Origin of the sequence: Pseudomonas sp. S04 (assembly GCF_009834545.1) — a bacterium.
GTDB lineage: Bacteria > Pseudomonadota > Gammaproteobacteria > Pseudomonadales > Pseudomonadaceae > Aquipseudomonas.
Window position 1 is genome coordinate 3,142,286 of sequence record NZ_CP019427.1, and the last position, 20,773, is coordinate 3,163,058.

At 62.6% G+C, this 20,773-nt stretch carries 14 protein-coding genes; 11 read left to right on the forward strand and 3 right to left on the reverse strand.

Annotation, left to right across the window (positions count from 1 at the left end; genetic code table 11):
* The first annotated feature begins 54 nt into the window (after positions 1-54).
* The 4 genes from PspS04_RS13915 to PspS04_RS13930 are packed head-to-tail and all read left to right on the forward strand — an operon-like array spanning position 55 to position 3,378.
* Positions 55-1,386, forward strand: coding sequence for an MFS transporter (locus PspS04_RS13915; protein WP_095170292.1), 1,332 nt, complete (start codon positions 55-57; stop codon positions 1,384-1,386).
* Positions 1,383-2,048, forward strand: a complete 666-nt coding sequence (locus PspS04_RS13920; protein ID WP_159995962.1) for a DsbA family oxidoreductase — start codon at positions 1,383-1,385, stop codon at positions 2,046-2,048. The genes PspS04_RS13915 and PspS04_RS13920 overlap by 4 nt, the downstream gene beginning before the upstream one ends.
* Positions 2,045-2,371, forward strand: coding sequence for a Rieske (2Fe-2S) protein (locus tag PspS04_RS13925; protein ID WP_095170294.1), 327 nt, complete (start codon positions 2,045-2,047; stop codon positions 2,369-2,371). The genes PspS04_RS13920 and PspS04_RS13925 overlap by 4 nt, the downstream gene beginning before the upstream one ends.
* A complete protein-coding gene (locus PspS04_RS13930) occupies positions 2,368-3,378 on the forward strand; it encodes a YeiH family protein (RefSeq protein ID WP_159995964.1) in 1,011 nt (336 codons plus the stop codon). Before PspS04_RS13925 ends, PspS04_RS13930 begins: the two co-directional genes overlap by 4 nt.
* A 954-nt stretch (positions 3,379-4,332) precedes the next feature.
* On the opposite strand, the gene PspS04_RS13935 is transcribed toward PspS04_RS13930, so the two are convergent.
* Positions 4,333-5,379, reverse strand: coding sequence for an AraC family transcriptional regulator (locus PspS04_RS13935; protein WP_159995966.1), 1,047 nt, complete (start codon positions 5,377-5,379; stop codon positions 4,333-4,335).
* A 354-nt stretch (positions 5,380-5,733) separates the two neighbouring features.
* On the opposite strand from PspS04_RS13935, the gene PspS04_RS13940 reads away from it, so the two are divergent.
* From PspS04_RS13940 to PspS04_RS13970, 7 genes are all read left to right on the forward strand, one after another.
* Positions 5,734-6,300, forward strand: coding sequence for an RBBP9/YdeN family alpha/beta hydrolase (locus PspS04_RS13940; RefSeq protein ID WP_159995968.1), 567 nt, complete (start codon positions 5,734-5,736; stop codon positions 6,298-6,300).
* A 129-nt stretch (positions 6,301-6,429) separates the two neighbouring features.
* Positions 6,430-8,442, forward strand: coding sequence for a DUF1302 domain-containing protein (locus PspS04_RS13945; RefSeq protein WP_095170091.1), 2,013 nt, complete (start codon positions 6,430-6,432; stop codon positions 8,440-8,442).
* A 40-nt stretch (positions 8,443-8,482) separates the two neighbouring features.
* Positions 8,483-9,841 carry a DUF1329 domain-containing protein gene (locus tag PspS04_RS13950; protein ID WP_095170090.1) on the forward strand — a complete coding sequence of 453 codons (1,359 nt, stop codon included), beginning with the start codon at positions 8,483-8,485 and terminating at the stop codon, positions 9,839-9,841.
* Positions 9,842-9,917: 76 nt separating this feature from the next.
* Entirely contained in the window at positions 9,918-10,991 is a 1,074-nt protein-coding gene (locus PspS04_RS13955) for a WD40/YVTN/BNR-like repeat-containing protein (RefSeq protein ID WP_159995970.1), read from the forward strand.
* A 31-nt stretch (positions 10,992-11,022) separates the two neighbouring features.
* The gene (locus tag PspS04_RS13960) at positions 11,023-13,572 is read left to right on the forward strand and encodes an efflux RND transporter permease subunit (protein WP_159995972.1); all 2,550 of its coding nucleotides are present in this window, start codon (positions 11,023-11,025) and stop codon (positions 13,570-13,572) included.
* Entirely contained in the window at positions 13,565-15,349 is a 1,785-nt protein-coding gene (locus PspS04_RS13965) for an acyl-CoA dehydrogenase C-terminal domain-containing protein (RefSeq protein WP_159995974.1), read from the forward strand. Before PspS04_RS13960 ends, PspS04_RS13965 begins: the two co-directional genes overlap by 8 nt.
* Before the next feature lie 23 nt (positions 15,350-15,372).
* Positions 15,373-17,016, forward strand: coding sequence for a fatty acid--CoA ligase (locus PspS04_RS13970; RefSeq protein WP_159995976.1), 1,644 nt, complete (start codon positions 15,373-15,375; stop codon positions 17,014-17,016).
* Positions 17,017-17,040: 24 nt separating this feature from the next.
* Here the strand turns inward: PspS04_RS13970 and PspS04_RS13975 are convergent, their stop codons facing one another.
* The gene (locus PspS04_RS13975; protein WP_159995978.1) at positions 17,041-19,428 is read right to left on the reverse strand and encodes a DUF3772 domain-containing protein; all 2,388 of its coding nucleotides are present in this window, start codon (positions 19,426-19,428) and stop codon (positions 17,041-17,043) included.
* A 40-nt stretch (positions 19,429-19,468) separates the two neighbouring features.
* Positions 19,469-20,281, reverse strand: a complete 813-nt coding sequence (gene ppk2 / locus PspS04_RS13980; protein ID WP_095170084.1) for a polyphosphate kinase 2 — start codon at positions 20,279-20,281, stop codon at positions 19,469-19,471.
* Positions 20,282-20,773: the final 492 nt, after the last annotated feature.

Consider the following 20,773-nt stretch of genomic DNA (forward strand, 5'->3'; position numbering starts at 1 on the left):
TGCGTTGCTACAAGCTCGATAACAACAATTACAACAATGTTTCGAGGAGGCTGCATGGCCTTTCACCCCATTGCCGCAGACGATGACGACGCCAGTGGTGTCGGTGTTGCGCGCAAATATGCCTGGATCGTCTTTGCCCTGACGTTCGGCCTGTTGATTTCCGATTACATGTCGCGCCAGGTGCTCAACGCGGTCTTTCCGATGCTCAAGGGCGAGTGGGCCCTGAGTGACGGCCAGTTGGGCCTGCTCAGCGGCATTGTCGCGCTGATGGTTGGCTTGCTGACCTTCCCTTTGTCGTTGCTGGCGGACCGCTTCGGTCGGGTCAAGAGCCTGGCGTTGATGGCGCTGCTGTGGAGCCTGGCCACCCTGGGTTGCGCGCTGGCCCAGGATTACCAGCAGATGTTCATTGCCCGCTTCATGGTGGGCGTGGGCGAGGCGGCCTACGGCAGCGTGGGTATTGCCGTGGTGATCTCGGTGTTTCCCAAGCACCTGCGGGCCACCCTGACCAGTGCGTTCATGGCTGGCGGCATGTTCGGTTCCGTGCTGGGCATGGCCCTGGGCGGCGCGATCGCGGCCAAGCTCGGCTGGCGCTGGTCGTTCGCCGGCATGGCGTTGTTTGGCCTGCTGCTGGCGGTGCTGTACCCGATCATCGTCAAGGAGGCACGCATTGCTCCGCAGCGGGCCAGCCAGGCCGCGAACAAGGTCGCCGCGGCGGTCAAGCGGCCGCTGCGTACCCTGTGTTCCAGCCCTTCGGTGATTGCCGCCTATATCGGCAGTGGCTTGCAGTTGTTCGTGGGCGGCACGGTGATTGTGTGGATGCCCAGCTACCTCAACCGTTACTACGACATGGCCACCGGCAAGGCCGGCGGCGTCGCAGCGATCATTGTGTTGTGCAGCGGCGCCGGGATGATCCTGTGCGGCATCCTCAGCGACCGCCTGTGTCGGCAATCGGCCCAGCGCAAGGTGTCCCTGGCAATCGCCTATTGCCTGGGCAGTTGCCTACTGCTGTCGGCAGCGTTCGCCTTGCCGCCAGGCCCTGCGCAGTTGCTGCTGATTTGCCTGGGGATGCTGATTGCGGCCGGGACGACCGGTCCTGCCGGGGCCATGGTTGCCAACCTGACCCACTACTCGGTGCACGGTACGGCCTTTGCCACATTGACCCTGGCCAACAACTTGCTCGGCCTGGCCCCGGGGCCATTCATCACCGGCAAGGTGTCGGATGTGATCGGCCTGCAGGCGGCGTTTCAACTGGTGCCACTGGTGAGCATCGCGGCGGCCGCGGTGTTCTTTTACGCCAAGTGTCACTACCACAAGGATATTGCCCGGCTTCAGGGCGAACAGGTCAACGATTCGGTTGGCCACGCGGTTGTAGAGGTGAAAGTGTGAGTGCTCGTTTACAGATTGATGTGTTTTTCGATTTCATCTGCCCCTGGTGCCTGATCGGCAAGCGCCAGCTGGAGCGGGCCCAGGCGTTGCTGCTCAGCCAGCAACCCGGGGTGAAAATCATTACCCAGTGGCACGGCGTGCAGTTGTTGCCGCACATGCCGGTCGGCGGGCAGCCCTTCGCCGAGTTCTACAGTCGCCGCCTGGGCAGCGCCGAAGCCGTCGGCCAACGCCAGTCCCAGGTGCAGCAGGCGGCGAACGCGGTGGGGGTGAGCATCGATTTCAGTCGCATCGCGACCATGCCCAATACCGCCGATGCCCACCGTTTGCTGGAGCGGGCCAGTCAAATGGGTTCGCCAGAGCAGCGCGATGCCTTGCTGGAACGTTTGTATGGTGCCTATTTCCAGCAGGGCGAGGACTTGGGATGCCGGCAGACCCTGCTGGCCATCGCTCAGGACTGCGGGTTCGAGGTCGCGGCGCTGGAGGATTGTCTGCGCGGCGATGGCCAGGAGTTTGTCGGTCATGGCGCTGGCGCCGCCAGCGGGGTGCCGTGTTTTCAGTTCGATCGACACCTGACGATGGTCGGCGCGCAACCGGCCGAAGCCCTGTTGGGCGCGATGCGCGAAGCCCTGCTGGAAAGCCAGCGTGAGCGGCAACCGGCATGAACCGGCGGGTCCCTGTGCCTGCCGGAAAACTCCCGCAGGCAGGCGGTCGCGCACTGCTGGATCTGGAAGGTAAAAGCCTGGCGCTGTTCAACGTCGACGGCGAGCTGCTGGTGATCGACGACAGCTGTCCCCATCAGGGCTCGTCGTTGTGTGGCGGGCGCCTGGAGGGGCGAGTGATTCAATGCTGCGCCCACGGCCTGCGCTTCGATCTGCGCACGGGCTACCTGCTCAATTCCACCGCACTCAAGGTTGCCCAGTATCCGGTCGAGGTCATCGACGACCAGGCATTTATCGTTTTCCCTTGCGAGGAGTCCGCGCCATGAGCGCCATCGCTCTTACCCGTATTCATAGCCGCACCCGCGAACTGGCGCCGGGGTTTGTAGTCAGCCTGATCGTCGCGGCAGCGGCGTCGTTTTTGTCCGAGCACTACGGTGCGCCGGTCATGTTGTTCGCCTTGCTGCTGGGCATGGCCCTGAACTTCCTCGCCGGTGAAGGCACCTGCAAGGCCGGCATCGAGTTCACGGCGCGCACCGTATTGCGCATTGGCGTGGCCTTGCTCGGCATGCGGATTACCCTGGAACAGATCGCCGCGCTGGGCTGGAAACCGGTGGCCCTGGTGGTGATCCTGGTAGTGGTGACCATCGGTGTCTCGGTGATCGCCGCCAAGGCCCTGGGGTTCCAGCGCCTGTTCGGCATGCTCACCGGTGGCGCCACTGCGATCTGTGGCGCCTCGGCGGCCCTCGCACTGGCGGCGGCCTTGCCCAACCACCCGCAAAAAGAACGGGCCACGCTGTTCACGGTGATCGGGGTCTCGGCGTTGTCGACCCTGGCGATGATCCTGTACCCGATGATCGCCAATTGGCTGGAGTTGTCGCCGCAAGTGGCCGGGGTGTTCCTTGGCGCGACCATCCACGATGTCGCCCAGGTGGTGGGGGCCGGCTACAGCATGTCGACCGAGACCGGGGATACCGCCACGGTGATCAAGTTGATGCGCGTGGCCATGCTCCTGCCGGTGATCGTCTGTGCGGCCATGGTCACCCGGATGCAAGGCGCCGATACGACGGGCAAGCGCCCGCCGTTGCTGCCCTGGTTTGCCGTGGGTTTCCTGCTGCTGGCCTGCATCAACAGCACCGGCTGGGTCGCCCCGGTGGTGCAGGGCACGGTCAACGAGCTGTCACGTTGGTGCCTGGTGGTGTCCATCAGCGCCCTGGGGATGAAGACCCAGCTCAAGGAGCTGGCTGCGGTGGGGATCAAGCCGATCCTGCTGATGGTCGGGGAGACAGTATTCCTGGTGGTGCTGGTGCTGTTGTTGCTGCACTGGGGGCTGTAACCCCTCCACAAAGCTCTCGGCCGGCGCCACAAGCGCCGGCCTTTTTCACGGTGACTGTGCCAGCGGTCGCCGTTTTTTTTTGCCCAGATATCCAACTATGTTGGCTGTGCTGGCCCCATCGCGGCATCGGTATCTACACAACTGTGGTGCGACCAGGATGTTGGATTAGACCGAGTACATATCCATTTCTTCGGTAACGGCCTCCTATGGTTCCGCCTGACGGCGGCTCACTTTTGAACAGCGCAAAAGTAAGCAAAACGCTCTTGCCCCACCACTTGGCACCTCGCTTGGGCTCGGTGTGCCCTCACTCCGGCTTGAATCCGTGGGCCGCCGCCACGCGCCATCCATGGCGCGGGGCGGCTAACCCGGCGTCCTGCCGGGTTACCCACGGCTTCAAGCCTGCGTTCGGCCAGCGTGGTTAACGGGGCGCCCAGGATCAAAAGCCAGAGCCAGATCAAAAGATTGCTGACTTCGTCAGCGTCTTAGGAAGTAGAAGCCACACCGCGCATGCCCTAGCGATCAGGTCGGCTCTAAGGCCGCCTCGCTTTGTTTTTGATCCTGGGCGCCCCATTAACCACGCTGGCCGTACTTCGATATTGATTTGGGGGGTAAACCGGCAGGACGCCGGTTTAGCCGCACTGGGCCAGGGAGGGCCCATTGCGGCGGCCCCCCAAATCAATGTCGGAGTACGGGCATGCCGAGCCTAAGCGAGGCACCGAGTGGTGGGGAAAGAGCGTTTTGCTTACTTTTGCGCTGTTCAAAAGTGAGCCGCCGTCAGGCGGAACCATAGGAGGCCGTTACCGCAAGAATGGATATGTACTCCGCCTAATCCAACACCCCAGAGGCCCAGAGGCCGCCACACGAGCAAGCTCCCTCGCCACAGGCCGCTACAACCTTGTGTAGATACCTATGCCCGCGATGACGGTCCAGAGCGTACTCAGCCCGTGCCGGCGCCTACAGTTCGCCGGGGAGGGGAGGCAGGTCGATTGGCTGTTTGCTGCCCTGTTTTTGCGCGCTGCGCCAGGCTGCTGGGGGCATGCCGAACTGGGTGATGAACCAGCGGGTAAAGGAGCTGGCCATGGAGTAGCCAAGCATGTCGGCGATGCGTCCCAAGGTGTAGTTGGGGTTGTCCAGGTAGCGCAGCACCAGGTCGCGCCGGACCTCGTTGACCAGGTCGTTGAAGGCGCAGCCATCTTCCTTGAGCCGGCGCTGCAGGGTGCGCACGTTCATGCCCTGGGTCTGGGCGATCTGCTCGATGGTCGCGCGCCCCATGGGCAGCAACAGATAGATGGCCTTGCGCACCTCAAACAACATCGAGGCGCCCTCGTGGCTCAGCAACGAGTCCAGGTAGCTCTGTGCATAGCGGGCCATGGCCGGGTCGGCATGGGGGTTGGTCATGTCCAGGCTGGCATCGGAACAGACAATGCCGTTGAACTCACTGCCGAACTCCAGGGTGCAGCCAAACAGCCGCCGATGCAGTTGCAGGTTATCGGGAGGCTGGTGGGTGAAATGCACGCGGTAAGGATGCCAATGGCTGCCGAGCAAGGCGGCGCACAGGCGGAACATCACCCCGATTGCCAGCTCAGTGGCCTGGCGCGAGGGCATGGGCGTCTCGGTGACCACTTCTTCACGAATGATCACCATCTTGCCGGCTTCTTCGATGAAAATCGCCAGCGAATCGTTCATCAGGTGCCGGTAGTGCACCACCACCTGCAAGGCATCGCGCAAGGTCCGCTGGTGGCTGAGCAACAGGCTGACCACGCCGAAATCCGAGAGTTGGCGCGACTCGGCCATGCTCAGGCCGAAGGTCTGGCAGCCACTGGCCAGGGCCGAGTCTTCCAGCAGGCGCACGGCGGCATCGATCGGGATGCGCTGTTCCGGGGCGAGCAACTGGGCGCGGCTGAGGCCGACCCCGGCCATCACATCGCGTGGGTTGAACCCCAGGTACTGGGTGACTTCCAGGTAGTTGGTCAAGACGGCGGCGCGAACAAGCTTGGTCATGCGGAAGTCTTTCCTGAGCCGATTGCGATGGAAGCGAGCGGGGCGACTATATCCAGCACCTGATCAATTGAACAGTTGTGAAGTCAGCACTAGTCTGCCGCCAATTGTGCTCCGGGGCAGGCGCGCTGACACCCGCCATCGGCGTCCACCCATTGATTACAGTGGGCTGGCGCGCAACCGTCGAGTTTTTTGACCAACGGTCGTGCCAACGCCCCGGCGGCAAATTTGTCATCAAAAGAAAAGTCACTGACGTCTAATGAAAAGCACCGGGGGTAGGCGCTCTTTAATGTCAGCACTACAAAAAGCTTCTGGCGATAGAGCCAGTCGAGTCATCGAGAAAGCGTAGGTGTTGAAGTGGACAAATTGCAGACTGCCGCAACCGTTCTGATCGTACCGGGCTTGCGCGAGCACGTTGCCGAGCATTGGCAAACGTTGCTGGCCGAGCAACTTTGCAAGGTGCGCAGCGTTCCCCCACTGACCACCGATAAACTGGACTGCGCCAAGCGCGTCGAGGCGATCCAGCACGCGCTCGAGCAGATCGACGGGCCGGTGATCCTGGTGGCCCACAGTGCCGGTGTGCTGATGGTCGCGCACTGGGCCGCCCGCCACACACGTGCGATCAAGGGCGCCCTGTTGGCCGCGCCACCCGACCTCGATGCCGCCTGGCCGCAAGGCTACCCATCCCCTGAAACCTTGCGCACCCAAGGTTGGGACCCGCTACCCAATGGCCCTCTGCCGTTCCGCAGCCTGGTCGCCGCCAGCACCAATGATCACCTGGCCAGCCTACAAGCCGTGCAACGCATGGCCCAGGGCTGGGGCGCCGAACTGCGCAACGTCGGCGCGGTCGGTCATCTCAACCCGGCCGCGGGCTTCGGCCCCTGGCCACAGGCCTACACCCTGATCCAGGAACTGGATCGTTAGTCCAGGCACCGCAAGACCCCGAGTCAACCGGCTATTGCCCTCATTGCTGATTAGCGTCAACCCCTGGAACAAGGGGTGACGAGAGGGCGGCTGCGCTTAAAACAACTACAAAAAGGCGGAGACACGTTAATGCACAACAATAAGAGTCACGGTTTCACCCCATCGCGTTACACCTTGCTGGCCTCGGCCATCCTCGCCGCCAGCATGCCGGTGGCCCACGGTTTTGAACTCGACACGGGGAACCCGGACTGGACCGCGCGCCTGGACAACACCGTCAAGTACAACTACGGGGTGCGTACTGAAAGCGCCGACAAACGCATGTTGGCGACACCCAACAACAACGATGGCGACTACAACTTTCGCAAGGCCGGTACCAACATCAGCAACCGTATCGACCTGTTGACCGAGATGGACGTGGTCTACAAGAACAGCATGGGTTTTCGGGTCAGCGCCGCCAGCTGGTACGACAAGGCCTATGAGAACGCTGGCTCGAACTCCAATCCGTTCGTCAACGGCAACGATGCGCGCTCCGGCCTGGTGGCCAATGACCCACGCCTGGCGGGTGTCACGGGCGACAATGTCGGCAACGGCAGCCCGCACCTGAGCAACTACGCCCAGCGTTACTACACCGGGCCGTCCGGGGAAATCCTCGACGCGTTCGTGTTCTACAGCACCGAAGTGGGCGAGGAGTCGTTGCTCAGCGTCAAGGCCGGCCAGCACAACGTGTTCTGGGGCGAAACCCTGCTCAACCCGGTGCACTCGGTCAGCTACGGCCAATCGGGCCTGGACCTGGCCAAGCTGGCGGCGTCGCCGGGCACTGAAGCCAAGGAGCTGTTCGTTCCGCGTAACCAGCTGTCGATGTCGTTCACCGTGAATCCGGAGCTGACCGTCGGCGCCCAGTACTTCCTCGACTGGGACGCCGCGCGCCTGCCGGAAGCCGGCACCTACTATGGCGGCTCCGACCTCGTGGGCTTCGGCGCGCAATCCTTCCTGCTCGGCAACACCAACTCCGTGGTCCCGGGCAGCCCGCTGGGCTGTGGCCTGGCACCGTGCAACGGCTTGACCAACGTGCGTCGTGGGCATGACCTGACGCCGGGCAGCAGCGGTGATTGGGGCGTGATGGCCAAATGGTCTCCGGCCTGGCTGGACGGCACCCTCGGCGTCTACTACCGCAACACCTCGGACATCCTGCCGCAAGCCTGGTTGAACGCCACCGGGCTGAGCTCGGCCAACCCCAGCGGCACCCCGCCGACCGGGCAAGTGCCGGCCGTGATCAACACCCTCAACTCGTTGAGCACCAGCACCTACCAACTGGCCTATGCCGACAACATCCAGGTGTTCGGCCTGAGCCTGTCCAAGGACGTCGGTGGGGTGAGCGTCGGCTCGGACCTGAATATCCGCCACAACATGCCGCTGGCGAGCATTCCGGCGATTGTCAGTTCTTCCGGGCCACTGGGCCTGGGCGCCGGCCTTGGCCTGTTGCCGGCCCGTACTGCCGCCACCGGTGTGGTCTATGACACCCCGAGCCGGGGCGACAGCATGAGCGCCACGGGCGACACCTTGCACTGGACCCTCAACGGTCTGGTGAGCCTGCCAAAAAGCCCGCTGTACGACTCGGCCAACCTGCTCGCCGAGCTGTACTACAGCAACCTGCTCAAGCTCGATGACAAAAACGAGGCGCTGTACAAGGGCAACGGCAGCTATCGCGGGATCGACGCGCCAACCCGCGACAACTGGGGCATTGCCGTCAACTTCACGCCGACCTGGTACCAGGTATTCCCGGGCGTCGACCTCAACATGCCGCTGTCGGTCAACGTCGGTCTGGACGGTGTCTCGCCAGTCTCCGGCGGGGGCGCCAAGGACACCGGCAACTACGCAGTCGGCTTCGGCGCCGTGGCGTACAACAAATACTTTGTCGACCTCAAGTACGTCGATTCCTTCGGCAAGTCCGACAAGTGTGACAACAGCGGTTCGAGCACCGGCGCAGCCAATGCCGGCAGCGGCGACGGCTCGACCCCGAACGCCTTCAGCGGTAACGAAAACTACGCCTGCTATGGCGGGGGCTACTCAGCCTTTTCCGGTGGCGGAGCCACTACCCAAGACCGTGGTGCCCTGTACCTGACGATGAAAACCACGTTTTAACTCACGAATCGCTGACTCGAATCAGCAGGAGAATAACAAGATGAAATTCGTGCACACCGTGTTGGCCGCTTCACTGGCCCTGGTCATAGCCGGCCAGGCCCAAGCCGCCGTCTCCGCCCAGGAAGCCGCCAAGCTGGGCAGCAGCCTGACCCTGGTCGGGGCAGAAAAGGCCGGCAATGCCGATGGCTCGATTCCCGCCTACAGCGGCGGCCTGACCACGCCACCGGCCAGCTTCAAGGCCGGCGACAGCATGCGTCCGGACCCTTTTGCCGATGAGAAGCCGGTGCTGGTGATCGACGGCAAGAATGCCGAGCAGTACAAGGGCGCGCTGACGGCGACCACCCTGGAGCTGGCCAAGCGTTTCCCGACCTTTCACGTCAACGTCTACCCGACCCACCGCACCGTCACCTTGCCCAAGGCCGTGCTGGACAATGGCCTGAAGAACGCCACCGGCGCCAAGTCCCTGGACGGCGGCCTGGCCATCGACAACGTGCTGCCCGGCGTACCGTTCCCGATCCCGCAGTCGGGCAACGAGGCGATGTGGAACTTCCTGCTGCGCTACCAGGGGGTCAACATCAACTCCAAGTACGACTCCTGGAACGTCGACTCCGCCGGCGTGGCGAGCCTGGCGATCACCGGCCAGGCAATGATTTCCTACCCGATCTACGAAAACCTCGCGCAGCCCATCAGCAGTGCCGACGTGTACTACCAGATGAAGCTGTCGTACACCGGTCCTGCACGCCGGGCCGGCGAAGCGATCATGCTCAAGGACGCCGCCAACCCGCTGCAACAACCACGTCGCGCCTGGCAATACCTGCCTGGCCAGCGTCGCGTCAAGCTGGCCCCGAACCTGGCCTACGACACACCGAACCCAGGTACCGCCGGCGCGGGCACCTACGACGATGTATTCGTGTTCAACGGGGCGCTGGACCGCTACGACTGGAAGCTGGTGGGCAAGCAGGAAATGATCGTGCCCTACAACACCTACAAGCTGACCTACGCCCAGGATCCGAAGGCGCTGGCGACCCCCAATCACCTGGCCCCGGACTATGTACGCTGGGAAAAACACCGGGTGTGGGTGGTCGAGGGCAACCTCAAGGCCGGCGCCCGGCACATCTACCAGAAACGCCGCTTCTACCTCGATGAAGACAGCTGGACCGCTCTGGCCTCAGACCAGTACGACGCCCGTGGCCAACTGTATCGCGGCTCCTTCGCGTTTCTCAGCCAGAGCTATGACAAGCAGATCCCGGATTCCACGCCTTTCATGATCTACGACCTGGTCGGTGGCTCCTACAACATCAACGGTGTGGTCGGCCCGTACGGCGGCATCAAGTACATCGAGCCACTCTCCAAGGCGCAGTGGTCGCCGGAGTCCCTGGCAGGTTCGGGCATTCGCTGATCGGCAAGGACGCCAGGTGTCAACGCCAGGCCACACGGTTGTGTGGCCTGGCGCAGTTTTTCGAAGAGGACGCGGTATGGGTTCGTACAAAAAGTACCTGCAATGGGCGCTGGGCGCCGTGCTTGCCGTTGGCCAGGGCCTGACATTGGCCGCTGGCTACGTCGATGTCCTGGACCTGCCAGCCAAAGTCAGCCCGCTGGCGGTGCGCAGCCCGTTGTCAGGCATGGCGCGGGCCGGCGAGCGACTGATCGCGGTCGGCCAGCGTGGCCATATTCTGTATTCCGACGACAGCGGCACCCACTGGCAACAAGCCGTGGTGCCGGTGAGCGCGGATCTCAACGCGGTGAGTTTTCCATCGCCAGCACAAGGCTGGGCGGTGGGTAACGACGGCGTGGTGTTGCACAGCAGCGATGCTGGGGCGAGCTGGACCAGACAACTCGACGGACGCCAGATCGGCGCCTTGCTGGTCAAGCATTACGGCGACCTGGCCAGGGCCGAGCCGGATAACGAGCGCTGGGCGCAACTGGCAGACGAAGGCCAGCGCATGGTGGAGCAGGGCGCCGACAAGCCGTTGCTCGACGTCTGGTTCGCCAACGACCAACTCGGTTATGTGGTCGGCGTGTTCAACCTGATCCTGCGCACCGAGGACGGTGGCTTGACCTGGACGCCGTTCCAGGACCGCACCGACAACCCCCAGGGCTTTCACCTGAACGCCATCGCCTCCACCGGCGATGCGCTGTACATCGCCGGCGAGCAGGGCTTGATGCTGCGCTGGGATGAGGCCGGGCAACGCTTCGTGGCCTTGACTACGCCTTACCAGGGCAGCTTTTTCGGGGTGCTCGGCAAACCCGGCGAGGTGCTTGCCTACGGCTTGCGCGGCAACGTGCTGCGCAGTGTCGATGGCGGCCTGAGCTGGATGCCGCTGGACACGGGCCTGCACACCAGCATCACCGCCGGCCTGCTCGACAGCAAGGGCCAGTACCACTTGTTCACCCAGGGCGGGCAGGTGCTGCTGAGCCAGGGGCCTGGCGCGCAGTTGCACCTGGTGCCGCAAGCCGCGCCCACACCGGTGACCGGTGCCACCCAGGCCGTCAATGGCGCGCTGGTGGTAGTGGGCAGCCGTGGTGCACGGGCGCTGGCCGCCGAATAAGACCTCGAATCCTTAGAGCGAGAACCCAGACATGGGCAATATCAAGCAAGACACCATGCCGGTCATCCGCGACGTGCGTGACTTCGACCAACGCTCCGGCAACCGCCTGGAGCGCCTGGTGTTCAACTACCGGCCGCTGTTCATGCTGCTGATGGCGCTGGCGACCCTGGTGCTGGGCTATATGGCCGCCACGCGCCTGGAATTGCGCCCCAGCTTTGAAAAAATGATTCCGCAAAGCCAGCCCTACATCCAGAACTACCTGGAGAACCGCCAGTCCCTGCGCGGCCTGGGCAACTCGGTGCGGGTGGTGGTCGAGACCACCCAGGGCGATATCTTCGACCCGGCCTACCTGGACGTGCTCAAGCAGGTCAATGATCAGTTGTTCCTCACCGAAGGCGTCGACCGCGCCTGGATGAAGTCGTTGTGGAGCCCGGCCGTACGCTGGACTGAAGTCACCGAGGAAGGCTTCCAGGGTGGTCCGGTGATGCCCGATACCTATGAGGGCAAGCCCGAGCAGATCGAGCAGTTGCGCCAGAACATCGCCCGGGCCGGCATCGTCGGCAGCCTGGTGGCCAGTGACTACAAGTCGAGCATGCTGATCATCCCGCTGCTGGACAAGGCCGCCGCCGGTGGCCAGCCGATCAACTACCATGCGTTCTCGCAGATGCTCGAAGAGCAACTGCGCGACAAGATCGAGTATGCCGGCGACAAGGCCGCCCACGCGTCCGGGGAGGAGGGCAAGGGCCCGTACAAGGTCCGGGTGATCGGTTTCGCCAAACTGATGGGCGACCTGATCGATGGCCTGATCCAGGTGATGATGTTCTTCGGCCTGGCGGTAGTGACCTCGCTGCTGATCATCTACCTCTATACCCGTTGCGTGCGCAGCACCTTGCTGGTGGTTGGCTGCTCGCTGATCGCGGTGGTCTGGCAACTGGGCATCGTCGCCTGGCTGGGTTATGCCATCGACCCCTATTCAGTGCTGGTGCCGTTCCTGATCTTCGCCATTGGCGTGTCCCATGCCGCGCAGAAAATGAACGGGATCATGCAGGACATCGCCCGTGGCACCCACAAGTTGATCGCCGCGCGCTACACCTTTCGCCGCCTGTTCATTGCCGGGGTCACCGCACTGCTGGCGGACGCCGTGGGGTTCGCGGTGCTGATGCTGATCGACATCCCGGTGATCAAGGACCTGGCCATCAGCGCCAGCATTGGCGTTGCGGTGTTGATCTTTACCTCCTTGTTGTTGATGCCGGTGGCGCTGTCCTATGTCGGTGTCGGCCGCAAAGCGGCCGAGCGTGCCCTGAAGATCGACACCCGGGCTGACGGCCACAAGGGCTTTGGCAAGCTGTGGGACTGGCTCGACCGTTTCACCAGCGCCAAGTGGGCCACGGGCGCAGTGCTGGTGGCCTTGGTGATGGGCATCGGCGGCTTCATGATCAGCCTGCAGCTGCAGATCGGCGACCTGGAAAGTGGGGCCCCGGAGCTGCGCGCCGATTCTCGCTACAACCGCGACAACGCCTACATCACCCAGCACTACGCGCTGTCCAGCGACCTGTTCGCGGTGATGATCAAGACCGCCCCCGAAGGCTGCCTGAACTACAAGACCCTGGTACTCGCCGACCGACTGGCCTGGGAGCTGCAGCAGTCACCGGGCGTGCAGGCGACCACCTCGCTGGTCAATGCGGTGCGCCAGATCACTGCGGGCACCTATGAGGGCAACCCCAAGCTCAACAGCATCCAGCGCAACCAGGACGTCTTGAACTATGCGGCCCAGCAGGCCTCGGTCAACTCCCCGGAGTTGTTCAACACCGATTGCTCGCTGATGCCGGTGATTGCCTACCTCAAGGACCACAAGGCCCAGACCCTGGATGAGGTGGTGGCCATCGCCGATAAATTCGCCCGCGACAACAGCAGCGAAGATCGCCAGTTCCTGCTGGCCGCCGGCAGCGCCGGGATCGAGGCAGCCACCAATATCGTGGTACGCGAAGCCAATCGCAGCATGCTGCTGTATGTCTACGCGGCGGTCACGCTGTTCTGCCTGATTACCTTCCGCAGTTGGCGGGCAACCCTGGTGGCGCTGCTGCCTTTGGTGCTGACCTCGATCCTTTGCGAAGCGCTGATGGTGGTCATGGGCATCGGCGTCAAGGTCGCGACCCTGCCGGTGATCGCCCTGGGTGTGGGGATCGGCGTGGACTACGCCTTGTACCTGCTCAGTGTGCAACTGCAGTACCAGCGCCAGGGCCTGCCATTGGCCCAGGCCTACCGCAATGCCGTGTCGTTCACCGGCCGGGTCGTGGGCCTGGTCGGCATCACCCTGGCCGCCGGCGTGGTGTGCTGGGTCTGGTCGCCGATCAAGTTCCAGGCGGACATGGGCATCCTGCTGACCTTCATGTTCCTGTGGAACATGCTGGGTGCGCTGATCCTGATTCCGGCCCTGTCGTACTTCCTGCTGCGAGACCCGGCGCTGGAGCGTCGGCTGGCAGCCGAAAACCCCGTGGCCCCCGCCGGTGCAACCGGTACATCCCAACGTCAGGGCACACCTGATGCACTGACAACTTGTGAGAAAGCCAACTATGTCTGATTACAAAGCCCCTTTGCGTGACATGCAGTTTGTCCTCAATGAGGTGTTCCAGGTCTCCAGGTTATGGGCGCAATTGCCGGGCCTGGCCGAGGTCATCGATCAAGAGACAGCCGCGGCGATCCTCGAGGAGGCCGGCAAGATCAGTGCGCAAGTGATCGCGCCACTCAACCGCAGCAGTGACGAGCAAGGCTGTGGCTGGGACAACGGCAAGGTGACTGCACCCCAGGGGTTCGCCGAGGCGTACCAGGCATTTGCCGAAGGTGGCTGGGTGGGTGTTGGCGGCGATCCGCAGTTTGGTGGCATGGGCATGCCCAAGGCGATTTCGGCCCAGGTCGAGGAGATGGTCAACTCGGCCAGCCTGTCGTTTGGCCTGTACCCGATGCTGACTGCCGGCGCTTGCCTGTCGATCAATGCCCATGCCAGCCAGGCGCTCAAGCAACGCTATCTGCCGAACATGTACGCCGGCACCTGGACCGGTTCGATGTGCCTGACCGAAGCCCATGCGGGCACCGACCTGGGGCTGATTCGCACCCGCGCTGAGCCGGCAGCCGATGGCAGCTACCGGATCAGCGGCAGCAAGATCTTCATCACCGGCGGTGAACACGACCTGACCGAGAACATCATCCACCTGGTGCTGGCGCGACTGCCGGATGCACCCGCCGGGCCCAAGGGCATTTCCCTGTTCCTGGTGCCCAAGGTGCTGGTCAACGACGATGGCTCACTGGGCGCCAGCAACGCGCTGTCGTGCGGTTCCATCGAGCACAAGATGGGCATCAAGGCTTCCGCCACCTGCGTGATGAACTTCGACGGCGCCACCGGTTGGATCGTCGATGCGCCAAACAAGGGCCTGGCCGCGATGTTCACCATGATGAACTACGAGCGCTTGGGCGTGGGGATCCAGGGCCTGGCGTTGGGTGAACGCTCCTACCAGAACGCGGTCGAGTATGCCCGCGATCGCTTGCAGAGCCGTGCACCAACGGGCCCGCAAGCCACCGAAAAGGCCGCCGACCCGATCATCGTGCACCCGGATGTGCGACGCATGTTGCTGACCATGAAAGCCCTCAACGAGGGTGGCCGGGCCTTTTCCAGCTACGTCGCGCTGCAACTGGACACTGCCAAGTACAGCGAAGATTCGGCAACCCGCACTCGCGCCCAGGAGCTGGTGTCCTTGCTGACGCCGGTGGCCAAGGCGTTCCTCACCGACATGGGCCTGGAAACCACGGTGCACGGCCAGCAGGTCTTCGGCGGCCACGGCTACATCCGCGAGTGGGGGCAGGAGCAACTGGTGCGTGATGTGCGGATCACCCAGATCTACGAAGGCACCAACGGCATTCAGTCCCTGGACCTGGCTGGACGCAAGATCGTCGGCAGCGGCGGGGCGCTGTACCGCCTGTTTGCTGCAGAAATTCGCCACTTCATCGCCAATGCCGGGACCGGGACCGACATGGGCAAGTTCTGCAAGCCGCTGGGCGCCGCCGTCGACAACCTCGACGAACTGACCGCCTGGCTGCTGGATCGGGCGCAGGACAATCCGAATGAAATCGGCGCGGCCTCGGTGGAATACCTGCAAGTGTTCGGCTACACCGCCTACGCCTATATGTGGGCGCTGATGGCCCAGGCGGCCATGGGCAAGGCCCATGAAGACGAGTTCTATGCCAGCAAGCTTTGCACCGCGCGTTTCTATTTCGCCCGCCTGTTGCCGCGCATCCATTCGTTGAGCGCCTCGGTCAGGGCCGGTAGCGCCTGCCTGTATGAACTGCCAGCCACGCAGTTCTGATTGAACGGACAAGGAACCCCAGCATGATCGCGACAAAAATCATTCCACCGGCCGCCGGCGCCTATGCCTATCCTCTGCTGATCAAGCAGTTGCTGCTGTCCGGGGTGCGCTACGAGCCAGGGCGGGAAATCGTCTACGCCGACAAACTGCGCTACAGCTACCAGACCCTCAATAAGCGGATCCGCCGCCTGGCCAACGCCTTGACCGCCGCCGGCGTCAAGGCCGGGGACACCGTGGCCTTGCTCGACTGGGACAGCCACCGCTACCTGGAGTGTTTCTTTGCCGTGCCGATGATCGGCGCGGTACTGCACACCGTGAACATTCGCCTGTCGGCGGAGCAGGTGCTCTTCACCATGAACCACGCCGAGGATGACCTGGTGCTGGTGCATGATGACTTCCTGCCCCTGGTCGAACAGTTGCAAGGGCAACTGACGACGGTCAAAGGTTACCTGCAACTGACCGACGAGACGGCAGCCGACACCTGCCTGCCGGTGGTGGGGGAGTACGAGCAACTGCTGGCCGAGGCCGCGGACCAGTACGCCTTCCCCGACTTCGATGAAAACTCGGTGGCGACGCTGTTCTACACCACGGGCACCACCGGCGACCCGAAAGGCGTGTATTTCACCCACCGCCAACTGGTGCTGCACACCCTCAATGCGGTGGGCACCCTGGGGGTCTATCAAGGCCTGCCGCTATTGCGCTCCGATGATGTGTACATGCCCATCACCCCGATGTTCCATGTGCATGCCTGGGGCGTGCCCTATGTCGCCACACTCATGGGCCTCAAGCAGGTGTACCCGGGGCGCTATGAGCCCAATCGCCTGGTGCAGTTGTACCGTGAGGAGAAGGTTACGTTTTCCCACTGTGTGCCGACCATTTTGCAGATGATCCTCAACTGCGAGGCTGGCAAGCACAGTCGTTTTGATGGCTGGAAGATGCTCCTCGGCGGCAGTGCGCTGACCCTGGGCATTGCCAGCGAAGCCAGCGCCAGGGGCATCCAGGTGCACAGTGGCTACGGCATGTCGGAAACCTGCCCGGTGCTCTGCACCACCTACCTGCGCACCGAGGATCTGCAGCAACCGATGCAGGACCAACTGGCAACGCGCATCAAGACCGGGGTGCCGGTGCCAATGGTCGACCTGAAAATCATCGATGCCGCAGGCAATGATGTGCCCCACGACGGCGAAGCCCAGGGCGAAATCGTGGTGCGCGCACCCTGGTTGACCCAGGGTTATCTGAAGGAGCCGCAAAAGGGCGCCGAACTGTGGCAGGGCGGTTGGCTGCACACTGGCGATATGGCATCGATCGATGCCATGGGCGGTGTGGAAATCAAGGACCGGATCAAGGATGTGATCAAGACGGGCGGGGAGTGGATCAGTTCCCTGGAACTGGAAAGCCTGATCAGCGAGCACACGGCAGTGATGTCGGTGGCAGTGGTGGGCATTGTCGACGAGCAGTGGGGTGAACGGCCCATGGCCCTGGTGGTGTGCGAGCCCGGGCATTACCTCGACCGCAAGATCCTCGAAGCGCACTTGCAGAGCTTTGTCGACATCGGGCGGATCAACAAGTGGGCGATCCCCAAGCAATTCAAGTTCGTCAGCGAGATCCCCAAGACCAGCGTCGGCAAGATCAACAAGAAGCTGATCCGCGAGCAAGCAACCAGCTGAAACCCGGGTGGCCGCTGCCGGCGGTCACTCCGTTGCCGCCGGTTTGGCCAGGGAGATGCCGGCGGCTCCCAGGCGCTTGAGGATCTCGAACAGCAGGTCGCTCTTGATCTTGCCGACAACTCTCGGGCTACTGACATAGCCGGTGACGGTCAGGGTGATGCCGTCGGGCGTCAACTTGCTGAAGCGCACGAAGGGGGCAGGGTGGTCGAGGATGTTCTCGTGTTCGCAGTAGGTGTTGAACAGCAGGTCGTTGACCTGCTCGGGATCGATATCCAGCGCGAAGGTCAGCTCCAGCGTTGCCACCCCCTGGGCGCTACCGCCCAGGGTCACGTTGCGCAGGTTCTGGGAAATCAGCTGGGAATTGGGGACGATCACTATGGAGCGGTCGCTGAGCTGGATTTCCGTGGCCCTGACATTGATCCGCCGAATGTCGCCTTCGACCCCACTGATACTGATCAGGTCGCCGACCTTGACCGGGCGCTCGGTCAGCAGGATCAAGCCGGAGACGAAATTCTTGACGATCTCCTGCAAACCAAAACCAATGCCCACCGACAATGCACTGACGATCCAGGCCAGGTTGGTCCACTGCACGCCCAGCGATGACAGGGTGAGCAGAATCACCAGGGCGTAACCGATATTGGCAAACAGCGTGCTCAGGGACGCACACATGCCGGGGTCCATCGCGGTCTTGGGCAGGAACTCGTTGTCCAGCCAGCGGCGCAGTGAGCGGATCAGGTAGATGCCAATCAACAACGCCAGCACCGCGTTGAGCAAGTGCCCGGGAATGATGTTCAGTTTGCGCAAGCCCGCACCGCCGAGAATCTCCAGGGCCTGGGCGAACAGTTGGCCGAAGGTGGTGCCAACGCCGCCCACCAGCAGCGCAATCAAGGCGAACAACAGCATGCTCGCGCGGCCAACCCCCGACAGCACAGTCGAAACCTGCTCCAGGCGTGCATCGCCAATCCCCAGCAACTGCTTGAGCGCCTTGCCGCTGGCTTGCCTGGGGGAAAACAGGTACTCGCAAAGGTCCTTGAACAGCTGTATCAGCAGGTAGAAACCGGAGAACACAATGAAGATCCAGACCATTTCATAGGTGATGAACCGGGCCAGCGAGATGTAGCCAATCAACAGCGCCAGCATGGAGACCACGATCGCCAGGCTGGCGAACGCGTACATCAGCCCGGCCAGGGTGGTGCCGGCCTCCGGGGCCTCACCGCTGGCGGCCACGGCCCGGCGGATCTTACTGGTGCGCAACAGCAGGATCGCAAGGATCAGGGTCACGATCAGCGCAGTCACCCCACGCCCGAAAATCACCGCCTGGGGGCTCATGCCGCTGACGTTGGCGATCTGCGACAGCGTCACCAGGACCAGCAGCACGCCCGCCAGGATCTGCGGAAAGTGTTCCATCGCCAGGGCCACAGGGTCGGCAATCGCCGGCAGTCGCCAGGAAGGATGGCGGGTCGAAAGCAAGGCGCGGCTCAGGCCGGTAATCAGCACGCAGGTGTACACCAGCTTTTCGATTTCTTCGGCCAGGCTTTGCAGCATGGGGGTCAATGGCAGTTGCCGCGTCACCGCATAAAACAGCAACTGCAAGGCGCAGGTAGCGGTCAGCAACGTGGCCAGGATCGACGCCAGTGCCAGGGAACTACGGCGCAACCGGCCTTCGGGCATGCGATGAATGCACACCCAGAACAGCCCCCGCTCAGCGACGCTGCGGCCCAGGGTCCAGACCGCCAGTGCCAGCAGCAGCAACAAACTGCTGACCAGGCGCTGGCCCGGCTGCCACACCGAGGCCAGGGTGGCGCCAATTTCCTGCAACACCGCACGGAGCCGTTGCCGGTCTTCAGCTTGCGGGGCAATCAACGGCCGCCAGAAGTTCGGGCTGAGGATACTGTTGATACGCTGCGTCACTTCGCTTTCCAGCAGACTGCGGCGCAGGGCGGCAATCTGGGTGGTCAGCTCGGTGGCACTGGCCTTGAGCCCGGCCAGGGCTTTCAAACTGCTGTCGAGCTTGTCTTTCTGCTCGATGATATGGATGCGCTGGATCGCAATGTCGGTATTTTCCGGCGCCTGTTCGTCAGCGGAGGCGGGGCCCAGTACCCCCAATTGGGCCTGGAGCTGGGCCTGCACCGGCAGCAGCGCCGACTGCTGCCGCTCGACGTCGTTAAGGTAGGTCTGAATCAAATCCTGCAGGCTGACCAGTTCGGACAGGGTGTCGGCCAGCGACACCTGCTGCTTGAGGCCATCGAGCCGGGCCTGCAAGCCCGGCAACTCATTCTGCGCAACGACGAACATCGCCTGATCAGCCTTGGCCACCAGGCTGGCTGGGCTGGAGTCCGCGGCCGAGGCAATGGACCCCGACCCGCACAGGACGAGCACCAGCAACCACATCGATTTCCACGCATTGCCCATAGCTGCGCCCGGTCCTGTGGTGAATCACTTGCCCTGGGGCTCAGAACCGTTCGGCGATGTATTTGAACGGATAGTTGATAGTCTTGTACTCGCCGACCTTGCGCTTGGGCAGCCTGACTCGTGGTTGCTTGATGGCTTCGTAGGGAATGTGCTCCAGCAGGTGAGTGATCACATTCAGCCGCACCGACTTCTTGTTCTCCGAGCGGGCCACATGCCAGGGCGCCCACCCCGAATCGGTAGCCTGGAACATCTCGTCGCGCGCACGGGTGTATTCATCCCAACGGTTGTAGGACTTGATATCCATGGGCGAGAGTTTCCAGGTCTTGCGCCCGTCGGTGATGCGCTCCTTGAGGCGACGGCTTTGTTCCTCCGGACTGACCTCCAGCCAGTACTTGAACAGCAGGATCCCGGAGTTGACCATCAGCCGCTCGTAACCCGGCGTCAGCTCAAGGAACCCGCGCGCCTGATCCTCGGTGCAGAACCCCATGACCCGTTCCACACCCGCGCGGTTGTACCAACTGCGGTCGAAAATCACCACTTCGCCAGCGGACGGCATGTGCGGCATATAGCGCTGCAGGTACATCTGCGATTTTTCCCGCTCCGACGGAGCAGGCAAGGCCACCACCCGAAAGATCCGCGGGCTGACGCGCTCAGTCAGCGCCTTGATCGTGCCGCCTTTGCCCGCACCATCACGGCCTTCAAACACAATGACCACCTTGGCCCCCGTGGCAACCACCCATTGCTGCAACTTCACCAGCTCGACGTGCAGGGCGGCAAGTTGCTTCTCGTAGTCCTTGCGACCGAGCGGCGCGGGAGGCTGCGCTTTCGCAAGCGCCTGTTTCTTCTTGCTCATTAACCAAACTCCGATAGGGATCCGAACTCAAGCGTAGTCAGGATAACCGCACAACGCTAACTGCACCGGACATAGATCAGTAACTGTGGAGTAGGGTGATCGGAAACGACTCAACGCCCACTGATATATAACTCAACTAAATAGACCTTTAGTTGAGTTATAAGTTATAGGAATATCAAGGGCAGGGCACACCCCGCATTTAATGGATGAATGCTTAAGATGCTCCCTATTATGTAGGAGCGAGCTCGCTCGCGAAGAACGTCAACGATAACGCGCAAATCCAGTAAATCCCCATCATCACCAGCACAACGAACCCGGAAATTGTGGAATAGGGAAATAGCCAACATCGTCAAAAAAGCCGAAAAACTGCTATTTCCTACAGCAGCCGAAACCACGAAAGGCCCGAAATACAGGGCTTCCAGCGCCTTCAGGTGCATACCAGCAGAACAAATACGGATAAGCGTTCGTACGAAGAACCGAGGTCCATATCAA

Coding starts and splice junctions, on each gene's coding strand:
- PspS04_RS13915 (WP_095170292.1), top strand. CDS start 55: ATGGCCTTTCACCCCATTGCCGCAGACGATGACGACGCCAGTGGTGTC.
- PspS04_RS13925 (WP_095170294.1), top strand. CDS start 2,045: ATGAACCGGCGGGTCCCTGTGCCTGCCGGAAAACTCCCGCAGGCAGGC.
- PspS04_RS13930 (WP_159995964.1), top strand. CDS start 2,368: ATGAGCGCCATCGCTCTTACCCGTATTCATAGCCGCACCCGCGAACTG.
- PspS04_RS13935 (WP_159995966.1), bottom strand. CDS start 5,379: ATGACCAAGCTTGTTCGCGCCGCCGTCTTGACCAACTACCTGGAAGTC.
- PspS04_RS13945 (WP_095170091.1), top strand. CDS start 6,430: ATGCACAACAATAAGAGTCACGGTTTCACCCCATCGCGTTACACCTTG.
- PspS04_RS13950 (WP_095170090.1), top strand. CDS start 8,483: ATGAAATTCGTGCACACCGTGTTGGCCGCTTCACTGGCCCTGGTCATA.
- PspS04_RS13955 (WP_159995970.1), top strand. CDS start 9,918: ATGGGTTCGTACAAAAAGTACCTGCAATGGGCGCTGGGCGCCGTGCTT.
- PspS04_RS13960 (WP_159995972.1), top strand. CDS start 11,023: ATGGGCAATATCAAGCAAGACACCATGCCGGTCATCCGCGACGTGCGT.
- PspS04_RS13965 (WP_159995974.1), top strand. CDS start 13,565: ATGTCTGATTACAAAGCCCCTTTGCGTGACATGCAGTTTGTCCTCAAT.
- PspS04_RS13970 (WP_159995976.1), top strand. CDS start 15,373: ATGATCGCGACAAAAATCATTCCACCGGCCGCCGGCGCCTATGCCTAT.
- PspS04_RS13975 (WP_159995978.1), bottom strand. CDS start 19,428: ATGGGCAATGCGTGGAAATCGATGTGGTTGCTGGTGCTCGTCCTGTGC.
- ppk2 (WP_095170084.1), bottom strand. CDS start 20,281: ATGAGCAAGAAGAAACAGGCGCTTGCGAAAGCGCAGCCTCCCGCGCCG.